The organism is Pseudomonas sp. SWI36 (assembly GCF_002948105.1).
Classification (GTDB): Bacteria; Pseudomonadota; Gammaproteobacteria; order Pseudomonadales; family Pseudomonadaceae; genus Aquipseudomonas; species Aquipseudomonas alloputida.
Genome location: NZ_CP026675.1, coordinates 5,399,195 through 5,424,617, shown reverse-complemented (window position 1 = coordinate 5,424,617; position 25,423 = coordinate 5,399,195). Strand labels below are relative to the sequence as shown.

Genomic DNA, 25,423 nt, shown 5'->3' with positions numbered 1-25,423 from the left:
CGACGAGGCTGTCGGTGAGCGTGTGCAGACATCTTCACCGCAAGCGACTGATTTGTTAATTTTGTTTTCGTCATCGATTGATAATTTTTACAAAACAAACGATAGGCCCGACATGAACGTCAAACAACTGCGCGCCTTTGTCGCCGTGGCCAAGTACCAGAGCTTCGCCCAGGCCGGTGAACACCTGCACGTTTCACAACCGGCACTGAGCCTGACCATCAAGGCGCTGGAAGAAAACCTCGGCGGCGCCCTGCTCAGCCGCACCACGCGCAGCGTCAGCCTGACTGCCGAAGGCGAAGTGCTGCTGCCACTGGCACGCCGCCTGCTGGCCGACTGGGACGACACCGAAGAGATGCTGCGCCAGCGCTTTACCCTGCAATTGGGCCGTGTGTCGGTGGCGGCCATGCCGGCTTTTGCCGGCAACCTGTTGCCCCACTCGCTCAAGGTGTTTCGCCAGCGCTACCCCAAGGTCAACGTCACGGTGCACGACGTGATCAACGAACAGGTACAGGAACTGGTACGCCATCGCCGCGTCGAACTGGGCATCGGCTTCGAGCCGGATAACATCGATGGGCTGGACTTCCACCCGTTGTACATGGACCGCTTCGTTGCCGTAGTGGCCGCCGACTCGCCCTTGGCGCTGCTGCCCCAGGTCAGCTGGGCACAGCTGATGGCCGAAGATTTCGTGGCCCTGCAACGCCCTTCGGCGGTGCGCCTGTTGATGGAGCAGAATGTGGCGGCCCGCCACGGCAAGCTGGCAGTCGCGTTCGAAAGCCACCAGCTGACGACCATCGGCCGCATGGTGGCCAGCGGCCTGGGGGTCAGTGCCGTGCCGGCGCTGTGCATCAACCAGATGCAGGAGCTGGGTGCCCGCTGCGTAACCTTGGTCGAACCCACTGTCGAGCGGCGCATCGGCGTGATTGCCCTCAGCGAGCACAAGCTTTCCACTGCAGCGCAAGCACTGCTTGAGGTGCTTCTTTCCAATACCCGGATCCCGGAGGTGACATGCGTTACGTAAATCTGGCAGGCACTAGCGTTCCAGCCATCGGCCAAGGCACCTGGTACATGGGCGAAGACCCAGGTCGCAAGGCTGCCGAAGTCGCGGCGCTGCAACAGGGCATCGAGATGGGCCTGAACCTGATCGACACCGCCGAGATGTATGCCGAAGGGGGGGCAGAAGAGGTCGTTGGCCAAGCCATTGCCGGGCGCCGCGACCGGGTATTTCTGGTCAGCAAGGTCTACCCGCACAATGCCAGCCTGCGCGGCATGGCGGCTGCCTGCGAGCGCAGCCTCACCCGGCTGGGCACCGATTGCATCGACCTGTACCTGCTGCACTGGCGTGGTCAGCACCCGCTGGAGGAAACCGTCGAAGGCTTCGAGCGCTTGCGCGAGCAAGGCAAGATCAAGCGTTGGGGCGTGTCCAACTTCGACGTCGACGACCTGCGCGAACTGCACAACCCTGATTGTGCCACCAACCAGGTGTTGTATAACCCGGCCCAGCGTGGCATCGAATTCGACTTGCTACCGTGGTGCGAAAAACGTGGCTTGCCGACCATGGCCTACTGCCCGCTGGCTCAGGCCGGGCGCTTGTTGCAGCACCCGGTACTGGCGGAAATCGCCGAGCGCCATGGCGCCACACCGGCCCAGGTCTGCCTGGCCTGGGTGACCCGCGATGACGGCGTGATCGCCATCCCCAAGGCGGTGGCGCCCGAGCACGTGCGGCTCAATGCGGCGGCGGGAGCGCTGACCTTGACCGGTGAAGATCTGCGGGCGATCGACCGGGCGTTCCCTGCACCGACGCGCAAGCAGCGGTTGGCGATGGTGTAGGCGAGCACAAGCTGGACCAGTAGACGACCTCTGTGGGAGCCTGCATGCCCGCGAACACCGGCAAGGCCGGTGCCCTGCAACGCGGTGGCTGCTTCGCGGGCTCGCCCGCTCCCACAGGAGACCGCGCAAGTACCGAGCGTTGAGCAAGCCTTGAGCAACTGCGCCACCACCACCGCCCGCCGCTGCCGTTCGCCAAGCGCAATCTGGCCCAGGACGCGACCTTTGGACTGCCCCAAGAAGTTGGACACCAATCCAACCTTTGTGGGAGCAACTGTCTTGCTCAATTTCTAAAAGCTGGCGCGATCCCTGTGGGAGCGGGCTTGCCCGCGAACACGGGCGAAGCCCGTGCCATCCACCACGGTGTTGGCTTCGCGGGCATGCCCGTGAACACCGGCAAGGCCGGTGCCTTGCAACGCGGTGGCTGCTTCGCGGGCTCGCCCGCACAGGGAACCGTGCAAGTACCGAGCGTTGGGGTTTCAGTGGAAATCCCGACTGCGCACATCCAGCCCTTGCAACAGCGGACTCACATCCTCCAACCGCCGCGCAATCAGGTGCCGCACCCCATTCTCCTGCTCCAACCGCCCACTGACCTTGAGCAACTGCGAACCCACCAGCGCCTGCCGCTGCCGTTCGGCCAGCGCACGCCACACCACCACGTTTACCATGCCATGTTCGTCTTCCAGAGTAACGAAGGTCACACCGCTGGCGGTTTGAGGCCGTTGCCGGCCCACCACCAGCCCGGCCATGGCAATGTTGTCGCCATGCTCCACACCCTGCAATTCACTGGAGCTGCGACACCCCAGCGCCCTCAGGCGAGCGCGCAACAGGGCCAGCGGATGTGGGCCAAGCGTAGTGCCGAGGGTTTGATAATCGGCCATCAGGTCCTCGCCCACGGTTGGCACGGGCAATTGCACCGGTTCTTCAGGCAAGGCCTGCACATCGGCGAACAACGGCAGCTGCGGCTGCACCGCCGCCACCTGCCAGCGCGCCTGATGCCGATCACTGGCCAAGGCGCGCAGCGCCCCGCCATCAGCCAGGCGGGCACGGGCCCGTGCGTCCAGGCCGGCGCGCAGGCACAGGTCTTCGACGTTGCGCCACGGCCGCTGCGCCCTCGCCTGCTGCACGCGCCTGGCGTCGGCTTCGGCCAGGCCACGCACCAGTCGCAGGCCCATGCGAATGGCCAGGGTGCCCTCAGCATCAGGCTCCAGGGTGCAGTCCCAGTCGCTGTGGCAGACATCCACCGGCCGTACCTCGATACCTTGGCGGCGAGCCTCTTGCAGCAGCTGATCAGGGCTGTAGAAGCCCATCGGCCAACTGTTGACCAACGCACAGGTGAAAATCGCCGGCTCATGGCACTTCAGCCAACTGCTGGCATAGCACAGCAAGGCAAAGCTGGCCGCATGCGACTCAGGGAAGCCATAGCTGCCAAACCCCTTGATCTGCTCGAAGATGCGCTCGGCAAACGCCAGCGTGTAACCATTGCGCAACATGCCCTGCACCAGCCGTTCGCGGTGCGGTTCCAGGCCGCCGTGGCGCTTCCAGGCTGCCATGCTGCGACGCAACTGGTCGGCCTCGCCCGGGGTATAGTCGGCCGCGACCATCGCCAGCTCCATCACCTGCTCCTGGAACAGCGGCACGCCCAAGGTACGTTCGAACACTTCCTTCAGTTGCGGCGACGGATACGTCACCGGCTCCTGCTTCAGGCGCCGGCGCAGGTATGGGTGGACCATGTCGCCCTGGATCGGCCCGGGGCGGACAATGGCTACCTCGATGACCAGGTCGTAGAACTTTTGGGGCCGCAGCCGCGGCAACATGGCCATCTGCGCGCGCGACTCGATCTGGAACACACCCATGGTCTCGGCGCGGCTGATCATGGCGTAGGTGGCCGGGTCTTCGCTGGGGATGGTCGCCAGGGTCAGGTGCCGGCCACGGTGGTGCTGCAGCAGGTCGAAGCAGCGACGCAAGGCGCTGAGCATGCCCAACGCCAGTACGTCGACCTTGAGCAGGCCGACCATGTCCAGGTCGTCCTTGTCCCACTGGATCACCGTGCGCTCCGGCATCGCGGCATTCTCCACCGGCACCAGCTGGTCGAGCGGTTGCTGGGAGATGACAAAACCGCCCGGGTGCTGTGACAGGTGCCGGGGGAAGCCGATCAGTTCGCCGGCCAGCACCAGCACCCGCCGCAGCGAAGGGCTGCCCGCTTCGAAACCGGCCTCGGCCAGGCGCTGGTCATCGGGTATGCGATCGCTCCAGCGACCACAGCATTTGGCCAGGGCATCCACCTGGTCGGCAGGTAGCCCCAGCACCCGCGCCACATCCCGCACCGCACCGGCGGCATGGTAGGTGTTGACTACCGCAGTGAGCGCCGCCCGGTGCCGGCCATAGCGACGGAACACATACTGGATCACCTCCTCGCGCCGGTCGTGTTCGAAGTCCACGTCGATGTCCGGCGGCTCGTTGCGCTCGCGCGACAGGAAGCGCTCGAACAGCAGGTGGTGTTTCATGGGGTCAAGCTCGGTGATGCCCAGTACGAAGCACACCACCGAGTTGGCTGCCGACCCCCGGCCCTGGCATAGGATGCGCTGGCTGCGGGCGAAGGCGACAATGTCGTGCACTGTCAGGAAGTAGCTTTCGTAGCCCAGCTCTTCGATCAGCCCCAGTTCCTTGGCAAGCACATCACGCACCTTGCCACTGGGCCCGTCTGGCCAGCGCAGCGGCATGCCTTGCTCGCACAATTCGCGCAGCCAGCTTGCCGGGGTATGCCCCTCGGGCACCAGTTCGCGTGGGTACTGGTAGTTCAGTTCGCTCAGGTCAAACTGGCAGCGCCGGGCAATGACCAGGGTCTCGGCCAGCAGGTCGAGCGGATACAACTCGGCCAGTTGCGCCTGGCTGCGCAGGTGCCGTTCGCCATTGGCAAACAGAAAGCGCCCGGCCTCGCTCACCTGGCAATGCTGGCGGATGGCAGTCATGCAGTCCTGCAAGGCACGGCGACCACGCACGTGCATGTGCACGTCACCACAGGCCACGGCGAGGATACCCACATCAGCCGCCAGTGCCCGCAGCCGTTGCAGGCGCACGGCATCGTCACTGCCCCGATGCAGGTGCACGGCCAGCCACAGGCGCTCTGCGAACACACTGCGCAGCCACGCGCCGGTAGCGGTATCGCCACTGTCAGCGGCCACCCACAAGGCCAGCAGGCCTTGGTGGTGCAGCAGCAAGTCATCACGAAACAGCTGGTACGCACCCTTCTCTGCCCGCCGCCGGGCACGGGTGATCAGGGCGCACAGGTTCTGGTAGCCGGTCAGGTCCTCGACCAGCAGCACCAGCTTGGGCCCGTCGCACAATTGCACCTCGCTGCCAACGATCAGCCGCAACTGGTGCACCTTGGCTGCCTGCCAGGCGCGCACGATACCGGCCAACGTACATTCGTCAGTGATTGCCAAGGCCTGGTAGCCCTGCTCGCGCGCACGCCGGAACAGCTCGTCGGCGCTCGATGCACCGCGCTGGAAGCTGAAGTTGGAAAGGCAATGCAGCTCGGCATAACCCGGGGTGTTCATGCGAACCAACCCTGCAGCCAAAGCGGGCCGGCCTGGCTCAGGTCGCGGTAGGCCCAGCCGCGCAGGCCGTCACGGGTTTCGATGCGGTAGTAGTCGCGACGCACATCGCCGCCATCCCACCAACCTGATTCGATGCGTTCGGCGTAGCCCTGCACCTGGTAGGCGGCGTCATCCAGCGCGATCGGTGCCGACAACAGCCACCCCGGGCGGCTGCCCGGTGCAACCGGCATGTTGCCTTGGGCCCCCTGCTCCGCCAACTGCCAGGCGCATTCGGGGCGGTGATCGGCGGCTGCACCAAGCCCCTTGACGGCCTCATCCCCCAGGCGGGCGCGCAACCGCTCGCGCAATTGCGCCCAGGGTTGCGCCTGTTGCGCCCGCGGGTCGAACAACGCCTGATGCTGTGGCACGAAGGGTGGCAAGTCTTCGGCAACCAGCCGCAGGTTGCGCACCGGTGCGGGTATGCGCAGCGGCTCAAGGCGCCCACGGGCCAGCTCGAACAGCATCGCAGCATCGCGTTCGGCCGCCAGCAGGCCCACCTTGAGCAGGGTATCCGGCCCCTCGGCGTGCTCCAGATGCAGACAGAAGCGCTGCACGCCACAGTCTCGCCCGGCCAGAAATGCAGCAAGGTCGTTGAGCATGCGCCGCAGCGGGAACAACAGCGCCTGGTGCGACTCGACGTCGAAATTGAGTTCCAGCCGGGTTTCGAAACGGTCCGGTGGCTGGTAGAAATCCAGCCCCAGGTTGCGCTGGCCGAGCAACTGGTCGAGGTGCAGCTGCACCTGGGCCGCAAAGCGCCTGGCCAAGGTATCGCGCGGCAAGGCCAATACCTGGCCCAGCTGGTGCAAGCCCATGCGGGCAAACGCTTCGGCCGCCTCTGCCGGCAGGCCGACGCGCGTGATGGGCATGCCAAGCAGCGCAGCTCGGGTGGCGTCGACATCGCCCACGGCCAGGCCATCGTGGCCATTGGCGAGCATGCGAGCTGCCACCGGGTTGCTGGCCAGGACAATGCGTTGGCGCAGGCCCAGTTCTGCCAATTCCTGACGCAGACGCGCCTCGAACAAAGGCCAGGGCCCGAACAGTTGCAGGCTGGAGCCCACTTCCAGCAGCAGCGCCCGTGGGTAATGCAGGCTGACCTGGGCACTGAAGCGGTAGGCCCAGGCCGCCAGCAGCTGTTGCACCTGATCGATGCGTTTGGGGTCGGCTTCGACACAGGTGAAGCCATCGGCCAGGGCACGCGCTGCGGTCAGGGTTTGCCCGGCCCGCAGGCCCAGTGCAGCGGCCGCCGGGTTGACTGCCTGCAACACGCGACGCTGGGTCGGCCCGCCAATCAGCACCAAAGGCGTGTCAGGGTCGTCACGCTCACGCAGGACGGTGTCCAGCGCAAGCTGCGGTAGCAGGATGCAGGCCCAGAGCATGGTGCATCAGCCCCGCCCCGGGCAGGGAATAGGCATCGCTGGAGGCATGCCACCCCGGCTTTTCAGCACGCGCCATTGCGCCGGGCGCGTGTCGACTGCAATGCGCAGCGCTGCGGGTGAAGGGTTGTGCGACGCCTGCTGCGGCCTGCAGGCGAACGCCAGTGCCTGCCCGGTTTCGGCCGCTACCTGCAAGCGCCGCAGGGCGCGGTCATCGGCACGTTCCGGCCAGCACAGCACCGCCGCGCAACTGCCCGAGCGCAGGCACTGTTCGGCAGCCCACAGGGCATCGGCAGGCTCGGCATCCACCTGTACCAGCCAGCGCAGGTCCACCCCCGCTGCCTGCCAGGCCGGTGCAAAAGGGATGAAGGGTGGAGCCACCAGCACCACTCTGCTGGCTTCTGCACTCAGCCGAGCCAGGGTTGGCCACAGCAACTGCAGTTCGCCACAACCGGGGTTGGCCAGCAACAGCTCGCTCAGTGCTGCCGCCGGCCAGCCACCTTCCGGCAAACGTTCGTCGAGGGCCGCATGGCCGGTGGGCTGCAACCCGAGTGGCCGCGCCTGGGCCTGCCGGCCGCGCCATACCCGGCGCTGCTCCAGCAGCCTGTCGAGGTCGACCACGGCGCCCATCAGTCGCGCCTCAGCAAGCCGCAGAGCACGCCTTCGATGAAAAAGTCCTGTTCGGGCTGCACATCGATCGGCGCGTAGGCCGGGTTGCGTGGCAACAGCCGGTAAGTGCCGCCTTGGCGTTGCAGGCGCTTGATGGTCACTTCGCCGTCCAGGCGCGCAACCACGATTTGCCCGTCGCGGGCGTCGGCCTGTTGCAGGATGCCGACCAGGTCACCGTCAAAGATGCCGTCGTCGATCATCGAGTCGCCCCGCACCTTCAGCAGGTAGTCGGGGGTACGGCGGAACAGGCTGGGGTCGAGCAGCAACTGCTCGTGGATGTCCAGGTCCGGGCCGATGGGGGCACCCGCCGCCACCTGGCCCAGCACGGGTATTTCGAGGATTTCCGGCCGGCGCAGCGGTTCGGCCAGGCGTATGCCCCGGGCCTGGTTTGGCGTGACATCGATGTAACCGGCCTGGCACAGGGCGGTGATGTGCTTGCGTGCAACGCTGCGCGAGGCAAAACCGAAGCGCGTGGCGATATCGGCCAGGCTCGGCGGCTGACCATGCTCGGCAATGCGCTCACGGATGAATTCGAAAATGGCGCGGCGTTTGGGGGTAAGAGTGTCCATGGAGCACATTTGTACTCTTTTCGGAGCACGCTGAACAGCCCCCTTCGTCGTCAGCTTTGGTTATGATCCCCCTGGCTTGTGTTTTTTCATCTGGATATCCCATGCTGACCGCCCTGCTGTTCGACCTTGACGGTACCCTCACCGACACTGACACCCTGCACCTGCAGGCCTTTCGCCAACTGCTACGCGAACACGACGGCCGCGAGCTGAGCCAGGCGCAGTTCGACGCCCAGGTCAGCGGCCGCGCCAACGGCGAGCTGTTCGCCGAGCTGTTCAGCGGCGCCAGCGTCGAACAGTGCCAGGCGTTGGCCGACCGCAAGGAAGCGCTGTTTCGCGCGATGTCGCCGTCGCTTGAACCGATGCCAGGCCTGTTGCGCCTGCTGGAGCATGCCCAGGCCCATGGCATCGGCATGTGCGTGGTGACCAACGCACCGCGGCTGAACGCCGAGCACATGCTGAACGCCATGGGCCTTGGCCAGCACTTTGAACATGTGCTGGTGGCCGAAGAACTGGCACGGCCCAAACCGGACCCGCTGCCCTACCTCACCGGCCTGCAGCGCCTGGGTGCCGAGGCCGGGCAAGCGCTGGCCTTCGAGGACTCATTGCCGGGGACGGCCGCGGCCAGTGGCGCGGGGATCTTTACCGTGGGCGTGGCCACGACGCAGACCCCGGAGCGGTTGCTGGCGGCGGGCGCCAGGCTGGTTGTCGACGATTTCAATGATGCGGCGTTGTGGGCGTTGATCGAGCGTATGGCTTCAGATACGGGGTGTGTTCCCGAAGGCTAGGGAGCGGGAGCCGAACTTGCTGGCACTGCAGCCGGGGTGCCGGATGTACAGCCTGGAACGCTAAGCCGTGACGCCGCATTTCGCCCCTGCAGCCATACCGCCAAAGCCGCCAACCCTGCGGGTAGCAACAACGAAGCGAACACCTGGGCAAAACTCCAGCCCAGCGCCAGCATCTGTGCCCCGGCAAAGGCACTGAGAATCGCACCCAGGCGCCCGATGCCGCTCATCCAGCTGGCCCCGGTCGCCCGTGCTTCAGTCGGGTAAAAAGCCGCCGCCAGTGCATTCATCCCAACACTTGCCCCATTAAGGCCAAAGCCTACAGCGCTCGCAACCGCGCACAACCAGGCGAAGTCCGCAGCGACCTGACCAATTGCAAAAATCACCGCACCACTGAACAGGAAGGTCAGTACCAGCACGCGCTGCGCCGGGTAACGATCCATGGCCCAACCCACCGAAATTGCGCCCAACGGGCCGCCAATCTGGAAACAGGCCGTGACGATGGCCGCTTCGGCCACCGAGAACCCGCCCCCCTCCTTCACCAGCGTCGGCAGCCAGCCGCTGAACAGATAGACCAGGAACAGCGCCAGCACGTACCCGCCCCAGAGCATGCAGGTACCAAAGCGATACCGCGCAGAGAGGATAGTGCCGATTGCACCGCCTGCAGCCTGGGCTTTACCGGGCAAGACAAAGGTCGTGTCGGCGTTGACATGCTCAGGTGCCAGGCGACGGACAATGGCCAGAATGCGCTTGCGGTCCGCCCCCTTGCTGACCAGGAACGTCACCGATTCCGGCAGGCGCCAATACAGCAACGGCAGGACCATTAGCGGCAACACCCCACCCAATGCCAAGACACTGCGCCAGCCCAGGTTCGGAATCATCCAGGCGCTGACGAAGCCACCTGCCGCCGCGCCCAGGGAGAAGCCGCAGAATGCCAGGGTAATGAGCAGCGAGCGGCTGCGTGCCGGGGCATACTCGCTGACCAGGGTGCTGGCATTGGGCATGGCTGCGCCCAGGCCCAGGCCGGTCAGAAAGCGCAACGCGACCAGGGCTTCCAGGTTGGGTGAAAAGGCCGAGGCCAGTGTCCAGAGGCCGAACAGCAGCACGCTGCACAGCAACACCGCCTTGCGCCCGTAACGGTCCGCCAAGGGGCCGGCAATCAAGGCGCCAAGTGCCAGGCCGATCAACGCGGCGCTCAATACCGGGCCCAGACTTTGCGCATCCAGGCCCCAGTCGCTTTTCAATTGCGGGGCAATGAAGCCGATGATGGCGACGTCCAGGCCGTCCAGGGCGATGATGAGAAAGCCAAGGAACACCACCCATTTCTGGTAGCGGCCGATGGGTTGCTGGTCGATCAGTTGGCGCACGTCGAGCGTGTTGTTCATAGGTATCACCTGTTGTTGTTTTTATGACGGTGTTTGTCGCAGCCCTAGTGGAAAAGGCTGGGTAAGCGCACAGGCTTTATGATGCGTGTTTCCTGAGCCACCACCAGGTCGCGGGTGGCATGCAGGTACGCGGCAAAGTCCGGGTCGGCATCCCGCGCTGCGCTGCGCTTCTCGAAGTCATCGAGGCTGTCATAGCCCCACAAGTGCACCACCTGGTTCAACGGCCCGATGCTGCTGGTGTAAAACGCCAGGGGTGCACCGAGGTGGCGCAGCAGGATCGGCATCGCCAGCTGGTCGAACGCCTCGAGAAAGGCCGCCATGCCGCGCGGGCGAATGGTGTAGATGCGGTGGTCGACCACAGGCTTGTCCATCACGCCACCTCCCGTGCGTTGCCCGCCGCCAGCCCCTGCTCGACACCCGCCAGATGGCGCCCGGTGATGTAGGCAAAGGTCATGATCGGCCCCAGGGTGATGCCCGCCCCGGGGTAGTTGCCGCCCATGATGCTGGCGCGGTCGTTACCCACCGCATACAGGCCGTCGATGACTTGCCCGTCGGCCGCCAACACTTCACCGGTCACACGGGTGCGCAGCCCGTCGAAAGTGCCCAGATCGCCCATGATCACTTTCACGGCAAAGTACGGTCCCTCGCCAAGCGGCGCTACGCACGGGTTGGGTTGTTGCTGCGGGTCGGCCAGGTAGCGATTGAAGCTGGTGCTGCCGCGGCCGAACTGACGGTCTTCACCGTGGACGGCGCCAAGGTTGTACTCGCGCACAGTCTGCTCCAGCCCTTGTGCATCGATACCGGCCTTGCCGGCCAACTCCGCCAGGGTCTGGCCCTTGAGCAGGTAACCGTTGCGCAGCAATGGCCCCAGCGGCATCGGCGCAGGCTTGGCAAAGCCCAGCCCGTACTTGGCCAGGGTGCGGCGGTCGCACACCAGCCACATGGCGGTTTCTGCCTGATCGGAACACGCCTCGATCAGCGCTGCGCCTACGTCGTGGTAGGCATTCGACTCGTTGGTGAATCGCTGCCCCGAACGCAGCACGCCGATCACACCCGGCTTGTAGCGGTCGAGCAAATGCGGAAAGGCAATATGCCGCCCACCACCCACCGGCACCTTCGACACCGGCATCCAGGCTGCAGGTGCCTGCAGGCAGATATCGACCTTTGCTCCCAGCGCTTCGGCCATGCGCGCACCATCGCCGGTGTTGCCCGCTGGCACCGGTGAAAAATGCTCGCCGCCACGCCGTACATGCGGGTAGGCCTGGCGCAGCCGTTGCAGGTCATGGGAGAAACCGCCACAGGCCAGCACCACCCCACGCCGGGCCTCGATGCGCTGCTCGCTGCCGGCCTGCCCGGTCACCGCCCCCACTACCCGCGCCCCTTCGCGCAGCAACTGCCGCGCCGGGGTGCCAGTGAGAATCGGAATGCCCAGGTCCAGTGCCGAGCGTACCAGCCGTGCCGCCAGGGCATTGCCACTGGTGACCTGGGTGCCGCGTCGGTACAAGGCCAGCTCCTTCAAATGGGTCAGCAGGCGTTTGGCCACGTAGGCGAACGAGGTCAACGAACGGGTGACATTGAAGAAGTGCTTGAGGTCGGCATTCGACGAATTGAACATCATGCCGATGAAGGTGATGGTCTTCAGCGGCGGGCGCAGCCGCGCCATGTCGGGCCCCAGACCACGGATGTCGTAAGGTGCGGCCAGTATTGAGCGGCCCACATCGACGCCGCCTTCCACCTGCGGGTGATAATCGGGGTACAGCGTGGGCACGAACTTGACTGCCGTCTCGCGCTCGAAAAACTCAACCATCTGCGGCGCGTAGCGCAAGAATGCCTCCACCCCGGCCGCATCGAAGCAGGTACCGGTTTCATTGCGCAGGTAGGTCATGGCCGCTGCTTGGCTGTCATTGCCCCCGTGCCGGGTGCCCGGCACCCACAATACGCCGCCGGAAAACGCCGTGGTGCCGCCGAAGCACTCCTCCTTTTCGATGACGATCACATCCAGGCCAAGCTTTTTCGCCGTGATGGCTGTCGCCAGGCCGCCAGCACCCGCACCGATGACCAGTACATCGCAGCTACGCGTATTCATTGGCCTGCCCCCTCGAAGCCAGGGCGCGGGATCAATGCCATGGGCATGCTTTCCAGTCCGCCATCCACGGTCAGCTCGGCGCCGTTGATATAGTCGGCGCGGCGGCTGGCCAGAAACAGCACGGCTTCGGCGATGTCTTGCGGTTCACCGATGCGCTGGTTGGCGGTCATGGCGCTACGCCGGCGCTCCACCTGTGGGTCGGCATAGAACGCTGCCGACAATGGCGTGCGGATCAAACCCGGGCATACGGCGTTGCTGCGCACACCGCGTGGCCCCCATTCCACGGCAATCTGCCGCGACAACATGCTGACGCCTGCCTTCGCCGCGCTGTAGGCGCCACTGTTGGGTTGCGGGTAATGTGCTGCAATCGAGGCCACATGCACGATACGGCCCTGGCCGCAGTCCAGCATGGAACGGCCAAAGGCCTGGGCACACAAAAGGTAGCCACTGAGGTTGACCGCCAGCACCTGGTTCCATTGTTCCAGGCTTAGCGTGTCCAGCGCACCGGGGCGCAGCACGCTGGCATTGTTGATCAGTACATCGCAGCGTCCATGCAGCGCCTGTACCTGGGCCGCAGCCTGCTCCACGCTGGCCGGGTCGGCAATGTCGCAGGCCAGGGCACTGACTTCGCCTGCACTGTGTTCCCCCAGGGTGGCCGCCAGTTCGCGGCATTTGTCCAGGTCGCGGTCAAGCAGCACCACGTGGGCCTGCTGCTCCACCAAGGCTGCGGCCAACGCTGCGCCAATGCCGCCGGCCGCGCCGGTCACCACGCATACGGCCGACTCCAGGCCTAGCCACTGAGAAAGGATCTTGTTGTTGTGCATGCTGTTCTCCAGAGCGTTGCTTGTTCTGGGCAACAGGCTATGGCCGGCAGGCCCACCGGCAGAATGGACAAAACCTGCAACCAGCCCCACATTCCCGTCAATTTGCCCACTGCGCCCTGAAGCCTGCGTGCAGCTATGGCACAGTAGCGGGTACTGAACAGAACAATTACAACACCATGAACAAGATCCCCAATTACGCCCTGTACGGTGAAACCGCGCAGCCGGTGTGGCACGAAGCCTTGCATGTGGAGCAGATATCCCAGCGCTCTGGCGCGCACAACTGGGAGATTGCCGCACACCGTCACGAAGGCTTGCTGCAGCTGTTGTACCTGCAAAGCGGTGGCGGCGAGGTGCTGTTCGACAGTGACCGGATTCAGGTTCATGCGCCCTGCGTGGTGTACGTCCCGGCGCAGGTGGTGCATGGTTTTCATTGGGCCAGCCAGGTAGAAGGCCAGGTAATCACGGCTGCGCAGCACCCGCTGGATAGCATCGCCCAGGTGCTGGCACCCAGCGTGCTGGTGCAACTGCGCAAACCACAGGTGATTGCCCTGCCCCACCGGGCCGCCGATGAAGACCCGTTGTTGCCCCTGTTTCGGGCCCTGCGCGAGGAATACCACAACCGCGCCCGCGAGCATGTGGCCAGCAGCATGGCGCTATTGCTGGCACTGATGATCCATGTCCTGCGCCATGAGCCGTACATACCCGCAGGTGAGCAGCGCCCAGTATCAAGACGCAGCCAGCAACTGACTGCTTTTCGCGAGCTGGTAGACATGCACTACCGCGCGCACTGGCCACTGGCGGAATACGCCGCCGAGTTGGGCATGACCCTGGTGACGTTGGGGCGGTTGTGCCAGGAACACCTGGGCATGACGCCGATGAATGTGATCAATGCCCGACTGGTGCTGGAGGCCAAGCGCATGCTCGGGCATTCGAGTCTGAGCGTGAAAGAAATCGCTCATGAGCTGGGGTTTGCCGATGTGGGGTATTTCAGCCGGTTCTTTCGCAAGCAGGCGGGGGTGAGCCCTAGCGGATTTCGGGAGGGCCAGTAACGCCCCGCAGGCTCTGTGGGTGTTACTGGCAATGCTTGCGTCTGTGGCTTACCCGCGAAGAAACCCGTGCAGGAAACATCAAACAGCCAAGGCCCGCTGCACTTCCCCCACCGTGGTCGCCAAACTGCTCAGGTGCAGGCTCGACACCCGCTCCACCGGCGCCTGATCCAGCGGCCATTGCAAGGCAATGCTGCCGACCAGGCGCCCTTCGGCATGTACCGGCAAGGCAATGGCGCGGATCAGGAACGGCAGGCGTACCGGGTATTCCCAGTAGCCTTCGGTGCGCTGACCAAAGCCCTTGTGCGCTTGTTCTTCGATATCGCGCAACAACCCATCGTCATCCAGCCGCTCATGGGCCGCCAGGCGCTGCAGCGCGCTGCTATTGCTGTTAACTTGAGCGCACTGCTCAGCTTCAGACAAGGACTGCTTCATGCCTCCAAGCCCGACCACCCCAAGCGGTTTCATCCGCGTCCGTGGCGCCCGCGAGCACAACCTGAAGAACATCGATGTCGATATCCCCCGCGACGCCTTGGTGGTGTTCACCGGCGTGTCTGGCTCGGGCAAGTCTTCGCTGGCGTTCTCCACGCTGTATGCCGAAGCCCAGCGCCGCTATTTCGAATCGGTCGCGCCCTATGCCCGGCGCCTGATCGACCAGGTTGGCGTCCCGGATGTGGATGCCATCGACGGGCTGCCGCCGGCGGTGGCCCTGCAGCAGCAACGCGGCACGCCGAGTGCACGCTCCTCGGTGGGTAGCGTGACCACTTTGTCCAGCTCGATCCGCATGCTCTATTCCCGCGCTGGCCATTACCCGCCCGGGCAAGCGATGCTGTACGCCGAAGACTTTTCTCCGAACACGCCCCAAGGCGCTTGCCCGCAGTGCCATGGCCTGGGCCGTGTCTACGAGGTGACCGAAGCGACCATGGTCCCCGACCCGTCGCTGACCATCCGTGAGCGTGCGGTGGCGGCGTGGCCAATGGCCTGGCAAGGGCAAAACCTGCGCGACATTCTGGTCACGCTGGGCTATGACGTCGATATCCCTTGGCGCGACCTGCCTCAGGCGCAGCGCGACTGGATCCTGTTCACCGAAGAGACGCCCACCGCCCCCGTGTACGCCGGCCTGACGCCGGCGCAGACCCGCGAAGCGCTCAAGCGCAAACTCGAGCCCAGCTATCAAGGCACGTTCATGGGTGCCCGGCGTTACGTGCTGCATACCTTCATGCACTCGCAGAGCGCGCAGATGCGCAAGCGTGTGGCCCAGTACATGCGCCCCAGCCCCTGCCCGCTGTGCCAGGGCAAACGCCTGAAGCGCGAAGCGCTGGGCGTGACCTTCGCCGGGCTGGACATCGCCGAACTGTCGCACCTGTCGTTGCAGGCGTTGGCCGAGGTGTTCCGCAAGGTGGCAGCAGCCGACTACCTGACCCAGCAGCAGGACGAGCTGACACTGGAAAAACGCCTGGCGGCCCAACGCATCGCCAACGAGCTGCTCGAACGCATTGATACGCTGCTTGACCTCGGCCTCGGCTACCTGGCCCTGGAGCGCAGCACCCCGACCTTGTCTTCTGGTGAACTGCAACGCCTGCGCCTGGCCACCCAGCTGAATTCGCAGCTGTTTGGGGTGGTCTACGTACTCGACGAGCCGTCGGCCGGCCTGCACCCGGCCGACAGTGAAGCGCTGTTCGAAGCCCTGCAGCGCCTGAAACAGGCTGGCAACTCGGTGTATGTGGTGGAGCACGACCTGGACACCATGCGCCGCGCCGACTGGCTGGTGGATGTAGGGCCAGCTGCCGGCGAGCATGGTGGCACCATCCTCTACAGCGGGCCGCCTGCCGGCCTGGTCGAGGTGCAACAGTCATGCACCCGCACCTACCTGTTCAATGCCCCGGTACAGGCCGCACGCGCCCCTCGCCAGGCCCGCGACTGGCTGAAGCTCGAAGGCATCACGCGCAATAACCTCGATAACCTGAGCGCTGCATTTCCGCTGGGCTGCTTTACCGCCGTTACCGGTATTTCCGGCTCGGGCAAATCCAGCCTGGTCAGCCAGGCCCTGCTGGAACTGGTGGGGGCACACCTGGGCCATGCCGAGCAACGTAGCGAGCCCGAAGCGCAAAGCCTGGAAGACGAACCCGAACAGACCAGCAGCGGCCACGTAAGCGCCGGGCTTGGCAGCATCAAGCGGCTGGTGCAAGTTGACCAGAAGCCGATCGGCCGCACGCCGCGCTCCAACCTGGCCACCTACACAGGCCTGTTCGACCACGTGCGCAAACTCTTCGCGGCTACCGAGCAGGCCAAGGCAAAGGGCTTCGATGCCGGGCGCTTTTCCTTCAACGTTGCCAAGGGCCGGTGCGCCAACTGCGAGGGAGAGGGTTTCGTCAGCGTAGAGTTGCTGTTCATGCCCAGCGTATATGCGCCCTGCCCGACCTGTCAGGGTGCCCGCTACAACCCCGAAACCCTGGCGGTGAGCTGGCAAGGCATGAACATCGCGCAAGTGCTGCAGTTGACCGTCGACCAGGCCCTGCAGGTTTTTGCCGAGCAACCGCCTGCCCGCCGTTGTCTGCAAGTGCTGCAGGATATCGGCCTGGGCTACTTGCGTCTGGGCCAGCCGGCCACCGAGCTGTCCGGTGGTGAAGCGCAGCGGATCAAGCTGGCGACCGAACTGCAGCGCATGGCCCGCGGGGCGACCCTGTATGTGCTGGATGAGCCCACCAACGGCTTGCACCCGCAGGACATCGACCGGCTGCTGGTACAGCTGAACCGCCTGGTAGAAAGCGGGCATAGCGTGGTGGTGGTCGAACACGACATGCGAGTGGTGGCGCAGAGCGACTGGGTGATCGATATCGGGCCGGGGGCTGGTGATGCCGGGGGCAAGGTGGTGGTCAGTGGCACGCCGCAGGTGGTGGCGGCATGTACCGACAGCCGCACGGCGGCGTTTTTGGCCAAGGCCTTGTGATGCCTGCGCATTGCCAGTTTCCTGGGCCGCCGATTAGAATGCGATCAATTCTTGATTGCACTCACGCTTCCGGAGCCACGCGCCCGCCATGCCACCCGCCGAACCTAGCCTCAACCTGCAGGTCCAGACGCTGTACACCGAGCACCATGGCTGGCTGCAGGGTTGGCTGGGCCGTAAAGTGGGCAATGCCTGCGATGCCGCCGACCTGGCTCACGACACGTTCGTGCGCCTGCTCAGCCGCCAAGGCAACCCCTACTTTGGCAACGAACCCCGGGCCTTGCTTACTCATATAGCCAAGGGCCTGGTGGTCGACCGCTGGCGCCGCCAGGATGTCGAGCGGGCCTACCTGGAGGCCATCGCCCATTTGCCGCAACCCGAGGTGCCTTCGCCGGAAACGCGCTGGCTGATCCTTGAAACCCTGTACCGCATCGACGCCATGCTGCGCGACATGCCGGCGCGGGTACGTCAGGTGTTCCTGCTGTCACAGCTGGACGGCCTGACCTACGCCCAAATCGCCGAACAGCTGCAGGTTTCGCTGATCACGATCAAGCGCGACATGCGTACGGCATTCCTTGCCTGCCTGAGCATCGAGTGATGGTGCAGCGCATTGACCCGCTGATCCTGGGCGAAGCGGCTGACTGGCTGGTGCAGCTGCAATCGGGCACCGCCACTGAAGCCGACCACCGCGCCGTGCAGGCCTGGTGCAAGCGCAGTGCCCAGCACGCCCAGGCGTGGCAGCGTGCAGAGGCCATCCTCGGTGATTTCCGCCGCCTGCCCACACCGGTTACCGGTGAAACCCTGCGCCGTCTGAGCCGTAACGGCGCGGTAAGTCGTCGCCAAGCGCTGCATCGCCTGGGGCTGTGGCTGCTGGCAGCACCGGCAGCCTGGCTGGCCTGGCGCGAAACGCCGTGGCAGCAATGGACCGCCGATGCGCATACAGCGGTCGGCGAACAACGCACGTTGACGCTCGCCGACGGCAGCCAGGTGCTGCTTAACACTGACACCGCCATCGATATCACCTTTGACGCGCGACAGCGCCGCATTGACCTGCTGGCGGGCGAAATTCTACTGACCAGCGCCAAAGACCCAGCGACCCCGGCCCGGCCACTGTCAGTGCGCACCCCGCATGGGCAGGCAACTGCCAGGGGCACTCGCTTCAGCGTGCGCATCCATGGCCCGCTGACCCAGGTCGCCGTCCTGGAAGGCGCAGTCGACACTCGACCGCTGCATGCCGACAGCCTGTTGCTCAAGGCAGGCGAGCGCAGCGCTTTCGATGGGGACCGGGTGCTACCGGCCTCACCGCTGGAAACCGGTGACCTGGCCTGGGAGCACGGCATGCTGCTGGCTCGCGACATGCGCTTGGCCGACCTGCTGCAAGAGTTGGCCCGCTATCGCCCCGGCGTGCTGCGCTGCCACCCGGCAGTGCGCGAGCTGAAGGTGTCTGGCGCATTCCCGCTGGCCGACACCGATGCCAGCCTGCGGCTGCTGAGCGACACCCTGCCGGTGAACATTCAGGGCATGACCCGCTACTGGGTAACTGTGGAGCCACACGTGTGAAAGCCTGGCAACGCTCCCGGTGATCGCGCCAACCTTCAACGTGTGAGCAGGACAGTTGTTCCCACAGGGACGATGGGCAGCACGATTGATACCTTTTCCTGCGTCGTCCGGTGATGAGTGCAGAACCTTCATTTCTGCACCCACAGGACCCACGCATGACGCCTCGCCAGCCGTACCGCTTGCCTTTGAAGGCCCTGAGCCTAGCCATCGCCATGGCCGCCCTGGCCCCCACCGCGATGGCAGCCGACACCTCCGCGCGCACTTACCACCTGGCGGCAGGCCCGTTGGCCGATGTGCTGGCGCGCTTTGCCGCCAACGCCGGGGTGGCGTTGTCATTCGACCCGGCCCTGCTCAGGGGCGTACAAAGCCAAGGCCTGGAGGGCAGCTACAGTATCGCGCAAGGCTTTGCCCGTCTGTTGGCCGGCAGTGGCTACAGCCTGATCACTACCGACAGTGGCGGTTATACCTTGGCGCCGACGGTCGACCTGGGCAATGCCGTGGAACTGGGCGCGACTACCATCAACAGCGACCTGGCCGCCAGCACCGATACCTGGCAAGGTGGCCAGGTAGCCCGTAGTGCCCGCCTGGGCGTGCTGGGCGACCAGGCAATCAGCGACGTGCCGTTCAGCGTTACCAGCTATACCGCCAAGACCATCGCCGACCAGCAGGCCCGTACCCTGGGTGACGTGCTGCTCAATGACGCGTCAGTGCGCCAGTCGGCGGGCTTTGGCAACTTTTCGCAGGTATTCACCATTCGCGGTTTGCCGCTGAACACCGACGACATCAGCTATAACGGCCTGTACGGGGTGCTACCGAGGCAGATCGTGACGACCGAGGCACTCGAGCGGGTCGAAGTATTCAAGGGTTCCAGTGCTTTTCTCAATGGGGTCGCACCACAGGGTAGCGGCATCGGTGGGGCGATCAACCTGGTGCCCAAGCGTGCCGAAGATAGCGCCACGCGGCATGTCACCCTCGACTACGCCACGGGCGACAACGTGGGTGGCCACCTCGACCTGGGCCAACGTTTTGGTGAAGACAACCGTTTTGGCGCCCGCATCAACCTGGCTCAGCATGACGGTGGCAGCGGCATCGATGACGAGGCCCAGCATTCCACCCTGCTTGCCGTGGCCCTTGACTACCGTGGTGAACGGCTGCGCCTGTCCACCGACCTGGGTTACCAGAAAGAGCGTATCAACCAGGGCCGTGCGGTGATCTACCCCACCGGCGACAAGGTTCCCCGGGCGCCATCGGCGCGAGACAACTACTCGCAGGCCTGGAGCTGGTCGCAGCTGGAAGACACCTACGGCATGCTCAACGCCGAGTACGACCTGAACGACGCCTGGATGCTGTATGCCGGCGCCGGGGCCAAGCATACCCGTGAGAACGGCGAGTATTCCTCGCTCTATGTCAGTGACGGGAATGGCACCGCACGCGGCGGGTTCCTCTATACGCCCCACGACGAAGACAACAAGAGCGCCGTCGCCGGCGTCAATGGCCGCTTTGCCACCGGCCCGGTCAGCCACCGGGTCAATTTTGGCCTGTCGGGCCTGTGGGGTGAGCAGCGCTCGGCCTACGAGGCGCTGGCGGCCAGCAAGCGTTATGACAGCAACCTTTACAACCCGGTCAAGGTGCCGCGCCCGACCGATACCTATTTCGGCAGCGATTTGCACGACCCGCGCATCGTCGGCAAAAACCGCAACAAGAGCGTCGCGTTGTCCGACACCCTGGGGCTGCTGGATGACCGCGTGCTGTTGACCGTGGGCGTGCGCCGGCAGTCGATCAGCGTCGACAGCTGGGCGACTGCCACAGGTGTGCGCAACACGCCTTACGATGAGTCGATTACAACCCCGGTGTATGGCCTGGTGATCAAACCCTGGGAGCATGTGTCGTTCTATGCCAACCGCATCGAGGGCCTGGCCCAGGGGCCAACGGCCCCCTCGAGTGTCAGCAATGCCAACGAAGTATTCCCGCCCAAGCGCAGCAAACAGGTAGAGGCCGGGGTGAAGCTGGACTGGAACAGCTTTGGTGCGAGCCTGGGCGTGTACCGTATCGAGCAGCCCAACAGCGTGACCTATCGCGCTCCCGGGGCAGCGCTGGACACGTTCAGCATGGACGGCGAGCAGGTCAACAAGGGGGTGGAGCTGAACCTGTTCGGTGAACCGCTAGACGGCTTGCGTCTGCTGACAGGCGCGGTGTTCATGCACACCGAACAGAAAAACACGGCCTATGGCAGCAACGACGGCAACCGTGCTGCTGGCGTGCCGCGCTTTCAGTACAACCTGGGCGCCGACTGGGACGTGCCCGGTATCGAAGGCGCCGCGCTCAGTGCCCGGCTGCTGCGCACGGGTGGCCAGTATGTGAATGCGGCCAACAGCCTGAGCATCCCCGCCTGGACCCGGGTGGACCTGGGCGGGCGCTACCGCTTCAAGCTCGACGACAAGCAGGTGACATTGCGCGCCAATGTGGAGAACGTGGCGAACAAGGCGTACTGGGCTTCGGCGTCGACCTCGAACAACTACCTGACGCAAGGTACGCCGCGGGTTTTGCGCTTGTCGGCCAGTGTAGACTTCTAAGACGCTTTGATGAGCAAGGCTGAACGCTGCAGCGTCTAAAGTTCCTGCAGGGTGCCCCGGGTGCGTCCACGGCAGAACATGATGTGATTGCCACTGGCCTTTTCACGGACAAGCCCGCGAAAAGGCCAGAACAGGCTTACATCCACCAAGCCAGCACCACCGGCAACCAGGCAAACGACAGCACCGTAGAACACATCACCAGGTTCGCCACCTGCTCTGGCTCACGGTTGGCCCGCACCGCCATCAGGTAGTTGAACACGGCTACCGGCATCGCCGACTGCACCATCAGCACCGCACGCTCCAGGCTGTCCATACCCAGTACCGCGCCCACTGCCCAGCCCACCGCAGCCCCCAGGCCAATGCGCAAGCCGCCCAGCAGCATGCCGCTGCCCACATGACGCAGGCGAATGCTGGCCAGTGACACCCCCAAGGTCAGCAGCATGAGCGGAATGGTCATGCCGCCCAGCAGGTCTGCGGTGTTGGCCAGCCAACGCGGCAGTTCGAAATCGAGAAAAATGATGGGCATGGCGCCGGCCAGGCTGATGACGATAGGGTTGCGCAACAGCGCCTTGAGCGAAGCCGCCGTGCCGGAGATGGCCATGCCGATGGTGAACTGCACGATCGACAGGGTCAGGAAAAATGCCACGGCCAGGGCCAGGCCATGCTCCCCGAAGGCATACAGACTGATCGGCAGGCCCATGTTGCCGGTGTTGGGGAACATGAACGCCGGCAGCAGTACCCGCCAGTGCATGCCCGACGCGCGACACACCAGCAAAGCGGCCAGGGCCATACCCAGGGTGCACAGCAAGCAGGCCACGGCCATGCTGGTAAAGGCATTCGGGTCCAGCTCGGTACGGCTGAGGGTGGACAGTACCAGCGAAGGTGTGCCGACGGTCATCACCACCCGGGCGATGAAGTCAGTGGGATAATCCAGGCCCTTGCGGGCCCAGGCAAAACCAATTCCGGCGACGATGAAAACCGGGGCCAGGACTGCGAACAGCGACGCGAACATGGGGGCCTTCCTTGGTGGGGTTCGGCATTATGCAGCACTCAGTGAGATTACCGGGCCGATTTCAATGCACGCAGGAGCCGCCATCGAAAATGTCTGTGGAAGACATGTTCATGTCGCGCTGAGACTGCGGCGTCTCGTCGCACACCCGAGCCCCTTGGGCAAAAGCGTCCAAGCCCGTAGAATCCCGCTTCCTTTTCGCCCGTCGCCTTGAACGGTGGCAACCAGCAGCAATGACAGAGTCAGCGCCTGAACACATGAACGCACATGTGAAGTAGGCTCAACCCTCCCCGCCCGGCCCATCTCCCATAGCGCCCAGCGGTTGAGTCTTGCCCAGGTCGCATCCGTGTCGCCACTCGCCCCTTGCCGGGTCGAGCCGGTGTGCGCGCCGAGAAGGTGCTCATTCCGCTCATCCAACTAGAGGTACGTATGTCTCCGCGTTTGCTGGCCATGGCGCTGGCGCCCCTGCTCGGGCTGTTCATCATTGCCCTGGGCAACGGCTTCATGTCTTCCCTGACCACCCTGCGCCTGGGCGCCGCCGGTGAGTCTGCCACTACCATTGGTATCGTCTCGTCGACTTACTTCATCGGCCTGACCCTCGGCGCCATCTTCAACGACCGGCTGATCCTGCGCATCGGCCACATCCGCGCCTATACCAGCTTCGCCTCGCTGATCGCCGTGACCATCCTGCTGCAAGGGTTGTTCTACGAGGTCACCTGGTGGTCGGTGTTACGCCTGATCAACGGCTGGGCCGCGGTGGGCGTGTTCCTGGTGATCGAAAGCTGGCTGCTGCTGGCCGGCGACGCGAAAATCCGCGGCCGCCTGCTGGCGCTGTACATGATCGCCTTCTACGGCGCCGGGGTGATCGCCCAGGCCGGTCTTGGCGAAATCACCCAGCTAGGCGATACCGCCCCGTTCATGCTGGCCGGCGTGCTGGCCGCCCTGTCGGTGTTGCCGATCGTGATCCTGCCGCGGGTGTCGCCGCTGCTGGACCAGGTCGAACCCCTCAAACCTCGCCAGTTGCTGGGCGTGGCACCGTCGGGCCTGGTCGGCTGCTTCGGCTCGGGTGTAGCGATTGCCGGCATCTATGCGCTGCTGCCACTGTACCTGCAGCGCATCGGCCTGGAGGTGGGTGAGGTCGGCAACATGATGGCCTGGGTGATCCTTGGCGCGATGCTGCTGCAATACCCGGTCGGGCGCTGGTCCGACCGCAAGGACCGCCTCGATGTGCTGCTCGCGCTCGCCGCGTTGTGCGTTGTCCTGTCCCTTGTAACGGTGTTCCTGCCATCGGACTCGTTCCTGCTGCCGGCCATGCTGTTCCTGCTGGGTGGTGGCGTGTTCACCCTGTACCCGGTGGCGGTCAGCCATGCGGCCGACCGCGCGCCGTCCGATGCCCTGGTACCGATGATCCAGGGCCTGCTGCTGATCAACTCGCTGGGCTCGGCCATGGCACCGGTGGCCATTTCGCCGATGATGACCGAGTTTGGCGAGGCTGGGCTGTTCTGGGCGTTTGCCGTGGTCAACCTGGCCATGGTGTGCTTCTTCATGTGGCGCCGCGGCAAACGCCCGGCGGCAGAGCACCCGGCGCCGTTCACCGCTTCGACCACCTTCTCGCCAACCGGTGCCGAGTTGCGGGTGACCGAAGACCTGATGCATGCGGCGCAGGAGCATCCGCCGCTGGAGCCGGTCGAAACCCCGGCAACCGCACAGCGCTCGGAATCCTGTTGATTGCCACTCGTCGCCCAGAAGGCACCCCGCCAGCAGCTGCCAGCCAAACGAATGTCAGATCTTGCACAAAGGAGAAGTCCCATGATCCGTATTCGCCCGCTGTCCCTGAGCCTGGCGCTGGCCCTGACCAGCCTCACCGGCGCTGCCTTCGCCGCCACCGACACCCATACCGACAGCCATCCGCAAACTGACCAATCCGGCGGCAAGACCGCCGGTGAAGGCAGCAGCGTCAACAGCCCCGGTAGCAGCAAAGGTAACGACAGCAGTGACACCGGCAGCAACGCCGATGCCGCCGACGGTGCGTCTGGCGGCTCCAACAGCACCGGCGAAGCCACCGGCTCTGGTGCCGGAGCCAGCGGAGGCACTGCCGAGGACCAGGACAGCCGCTGAAGCAGACCTGGTCTAGACTGAGCCCTGACGCCCTGCCAAGGATTGACCATGCACTTCAGACACTGGCTGTTCGCTGCTTTGCTGCCCTGCACAGCGTTAGCCGCCGCAGGCGGCCAAGGCGCGATGTCGGTCAGTTCCTCGTCTTTCACCGATGGCGGCGTCATTGCCCTGCAACAGGTCGGCCAGGACCCGGCATGCGGTGCCGGTGAAGAGCGGACCCCGCAACTGAGCTGGGACAACCTGCCCGCAGGTACGCGGTCGCTGGCCCTGATCATGTTCGACCCGGACGGTGGCAAGGGTGTGGGTGTGGTGCACTGGGTGGCCTACAACATCGATCCCGAACACGATGGGCTCAAGGAAGGCATGGCGGGGTTGAGCGGGCCCTACGTGACAGTGGGCCGCAACTCCCGTGGCACCCAGAGCTACCGCGGCCCCTGTCCACCCGCCGGCGACAACCCCCATCATTACGCCCTGACCCTGATTGCCACCGACCTGCCCTTGGGTACCTTGCCCGAGGGGCTGGACCGCAGCGGCCTGCTGCAACTGCTGCAAGGCCACGCCCTGGGGGCGCAGAGCCTGGTCGGACGCTACGGCCATTGAACCAGTCAGTACAAAAATAAATGATCGGCCCCATAGCATTTATCCATTGAATGGCCCGCACGAACTGAAGTAAGCTCGGGCTCATTCACTGGAGAGCAACATGCCGAAACACACCCGCAACCACGCCAACCACACCGGTCGCAGCCTGCGCCCTGTGCTGGCCGTTGCCGGCTGCGTGGCACCTGCCAGCTATTACTTTGGGTATTGGTTTAGCCACTAGGCGCCGATACCCACCCGGCGTCCACCTTCGAGGGGCCGCCGAACATGAGAATACTCAAACCCCCGGTCGGCTTCCCGACCGGGGGTTTTGTTTTTCAGGCCTTTGACCAACACCGATTCACTTTGAGGATAGATTCATGAACTACGCCACTTATTACTACGCAAACACCTGCGCCTGGCGATTTAGCCAATCCCGTTCGGGCCAGCCTGCCGCCTCCGACCGGTCTTCTACAGGTGGCA

General features: G+C 64.7%; 20 protein-coding genes and 1 pseudogene. 11 read left to right on the top strand and 10 right to left on the bottom strand.

The genetic code is table 11. The annotated features are described in order from the left end of the window. Positions 1–112: 112 nt before the first annotated feature. Together C4Q27_RS25895 and C4Q27_RS25890 are read left to right on the top strand one after the other, a co-directional pair. Positions 113–1,018 (top strand): LysR family transcriptional regulator, encoded by a 906-nt coding sequence (locus tag C4Q27_RS25895; RefSeq protein ID WP_010954013.1) that lies wholly within the window; start codon positions 113–115, stop codon positions 1,016–1,018. After that, entirely contained in the window at positions 1,006–1,827 is an 822-nt protein-coding gene (locus C4Q27_RS25890) for an aldo/keto reductase (protein WP_104887586.1), read from the top strand. Before C4Q27_RS25895 ends, C4Q27_RS25890 begins: the two co-directional genes overlap by 13 nt. 476 nt (positions 1,828–2,303) lie before the next feature. On the opposite strand, the gene C4Q27_RS25880 is transcribed toward C4Q27_RS25890, so the two are convergent. Genes C4Q27_RS25880 through lexA form a run of 4 tightly spaced genes read right to left on the bottom strand, consistent with a single transcriptional unit; the run spans position 2,304 to position 8,043 of the window. After that, complete coding sequence (locus C4Q27_RS25880; RefSeq protein WP_104887585.1) at positions 2,304–5,384, bottom strand: error-prone DNA polymerase; 3,081 nt, start codon at positions 5,382–5,384, stop codon at positions 2,304–2,306. Further along, a complete protein-coding gene (locus C4Q27_RS25875) occupies positions 5,381–6,799 on the bottom strand; it encodes a DNA polymerase Y family protein (RefSeq protein ID WP_104887584.1) in 1,419 nt (472 codons plus the stop codon). Before C4Q27_RS25875 ends, C4Q27_RS25880 begins: the two co-directional genes overlap by 4 nt. Positions 6,800–6,805: 6 nt before the next feature. Continuing rightward, entirely contained in the window at positions 6,806–7,426 is a 621-nt protein-coding gene (imuA, locus tag C4Q27_RS25870) for a translesion DNA synthesis-associated protein ImuA (protein WP_064490548.1), read from the bottom strand. Then, a complete protein-coding gene (lexA, locus tag C4Q27_RS25865; protein WP_177410026.1) occupies positions 7,426–8,043 on the bottom strand; it encodes a transcriptional repressor LexA in 618 nt (205 codons plus the stop codon). The genes imuA and lexA overlap by 1 nt, the downstream gene beginning before the upstream one ends. A gap of 92 nt (positions 8,044–8,135) precedes the next feature. Between lexA and C4Q27_RS25860 the strand changes: the two genes are divergently transcribed. Then, positions 8,136–8,819, top strand: a complete 684-nt coding sequence (locus C4Q27_RS25860) for an HAD family phosphatase (protein WP_064490549.1) — start codon at positions 8,136–8,138, stop codon at positions 8,817–8,819. Here the strand turns inward: C4Q27_RS25860 and C4Q27_RS25855 are convergent. From C4Q27_RS25855 to C4Q27_RS25840, 4 genes are read right to left on the bottom strand one after another with little or no spacing between them, the layout of a single operon-like run. Next, entirely contained in the window at positions 8,816–10,201 is a 1,386-nt protein-coding gene (locus C4Q27_RS25855; protein WP_104887583.1) for an MFS transporter, read from the bottom strand. The genes C4Q27_RS25860 and C4Q27_RS25855 overlap by 4 nt on opposite strands. Before the next feature lie 44 nt (positions 10,202–10,245). After that, positions 10,246–10,572: an NIPSNAP family protein gene (locus C4Q27_RS25850; RefSeq protein WP_104887582.1), complete on the bottom strand. Its 327-nt coding sequence runs from the start codon at positions 10,570–10,572 to the stop codon at positions 10,246–10,248. Beyond that, complete coding sequence (locus C4Q27_RS25845) at positions 10,572–12,287, bottom strand: FAD-dependent oxidoreductase (RefSeq protein WP_104887581.1); 1,716 nt, start codon at positions 12,285–12,287, stop codon at positions 10,572–10,574. Before C4Q27_RS25845 ends, C4Q27_RS25850 begins: the two co-directional genes overlap by 1 nt. Continuing rightward, positions 12,284–13,111 carry an SDR family NAD(P)-dependent oxidoreductase gene (locus C4Q27_RS25840; RefSeq protein WP_104887580.1) on the bottom strand — a complete coding sequence of 276 codons (828 nt, stop codon included), beginning with the start codon at positions 13,109–13,111 and terminating at the stop codon, positions 12,284–12,286. The genes C4Q27_RS25845 and C4Q27_RS25840 overlap by 4 nt, the downstream gene beginning before the upstream one ends. Positions 13,112–13,287: 176 nt before the next feature. On the opposite strand from C4Q27_RS25840, the gene C4Q27_RS25835 reads away from it, so the two are divergent. Further along, the gene (locus C4Q27_RS25835) at positions 13,288–14,160 is read left to right on the top strand and encodes a helix-turn-helix domain-containing protein (protein ID WP_064490703.1); all 873 of its coding nucleotides are present in this window, start codon (positions 13,288–13,290) and stop codon (positions 14,158–14,160) included. Between the two features lie 78 nt (positions 14,161–14,238). Here the strand turns inward: C4Q27_RS25835 and C4Q27_RS25830 are convergent. Next, positions 14,239–14,532 (bottom strand): annotated as a pseudogene (locus C4Q27_RS25830) (IclR family transcriptional regulator); the annotation flags it as partial. 58 nt (positions 14,533–14,590) lie between these two features. On the opposite strand from C4Q27_RS25830, the gene C4Q27_RS25825 reads away from it, so the two are divergent. The 4 genes from C4Q27_RS25825 (at position 14,591) to C4Q27_RS25810 (ending at position 21,237) form a co-directional block, all read left to right on the top strand. Continuing rightward, the gene (locus C4Q27_RS25825; protein ID WP_064490552.1) at positions 14,591–17,107 is read left to right on the top strand and encodes an excinuclease ABC subunit UvrA; all 2,517 of its coding nucleotides are present in this window, start codon (positions 14,591–14,593) and stop codon (positions 17,105–17,107) included. Positions 17,108–17,195: 88 nt separating this feature from the next. Then, positions 17,196–17,702 carry a sigma-70 family RNA polymerase sigma factor gene (locus C4Q27_RS25820; protein ID WP_064490553.1) on the top strand — a complete coding sequence of 169 codons (507 nt, stop codon included), beginning with the start codon at positions 17,196–17,198 and terminating at the stop codon, positions 17,700–17,702. Beyond that, positions 17,702–18,664, top strand: a complete 963-nt coding sequence (locus tag C4Q27_RS25815; protein WP_049586091.1) for a FecR domain-containing protein — start codon at positions 17,702–17,704, stop codon at positions 18,662–18,664. The genes C4Q27_RS25820 and C4Q27_RS25815 overlap by 1 nt, the downstream gene beginning before the upstream one ends. Before the next feature lie 155 nt (positions 18,665–18,819). Next, positions 18,820–21,237 (top strand): TonB-dependent receptor, encoded by a 2,418-nt coding sequence (locus C4Q27_RS25810; RefSeq protein ID WP_104887579.1) that lies wholly within the window; start codon positions 18,820–18,822, stop codon positions 21,235–21,237. A gap of 136 nt (positions 21,238–21,373) precedes the next feature. Here C4Q27_RS25810 and C4Q27_RS25805 read toward each other — a convergent pair whose 3' ends face one another. Continuing rightward, positions 21,374–22,249 (bottom strand): AEC family transporter, encoded by an 876-nt coding sequence (locus C4Q27_RS25805; protein ID WP_014591064.1) that lies wholly within the window; start codon positions 22,247–22,249, stop codon positions 21,374–21,376. A 426-nt stretch (positions 22,250–22,675) separates the two neighbouring features. Here C4Q27_RS25805 and C4Q27_RS25800 point away from each other — a divergent pair, with 426 nt between their 5' ends. From C4Q27_RS25800 to C4Q27_RS25790, 3 genes are all read left to right on the top strand, one after another. Then, positions 22,676–23,974, top strand: a complete 1,299-nt coding sequence (locus C4Q27_RS25800; protein WP_020190937.1) for an MFS transporter — start codon at positions 22,676–22,678, stop codon at positions 23,972–23,974. Positions 23,975–24,055: 81 nt separating this feature from the next. Next, positions 24,056–24,364 carry a hypothetical protein gene (locus tag C4Q27_RS25795; RefSeq protein ID WP_019438461.1) on the top strand — a complete coding sequence of 103 codons (309 nt, stop codon included), beginning with the start codon at positions 24,056–24,058 and terminating at the stop codon, positions 24,362–24,364. A 48-nt stretch (positions 24,365–24,412) separates the two neighbouring features. Beyond that, positions 24,413–24,964, top strand: a complete 552-nt coding sequence (locus C4Q27_RS25790; RefSeq protein ID WP_064490555.1) for a YbhB/YbcL family Raf kinase inhibitor-like protein — start codon at positions 24,413–24,415, stop codon at positions 24,962–24,964. Positions 24,965–25,423 lie beyond the last annotated feature (459 nt).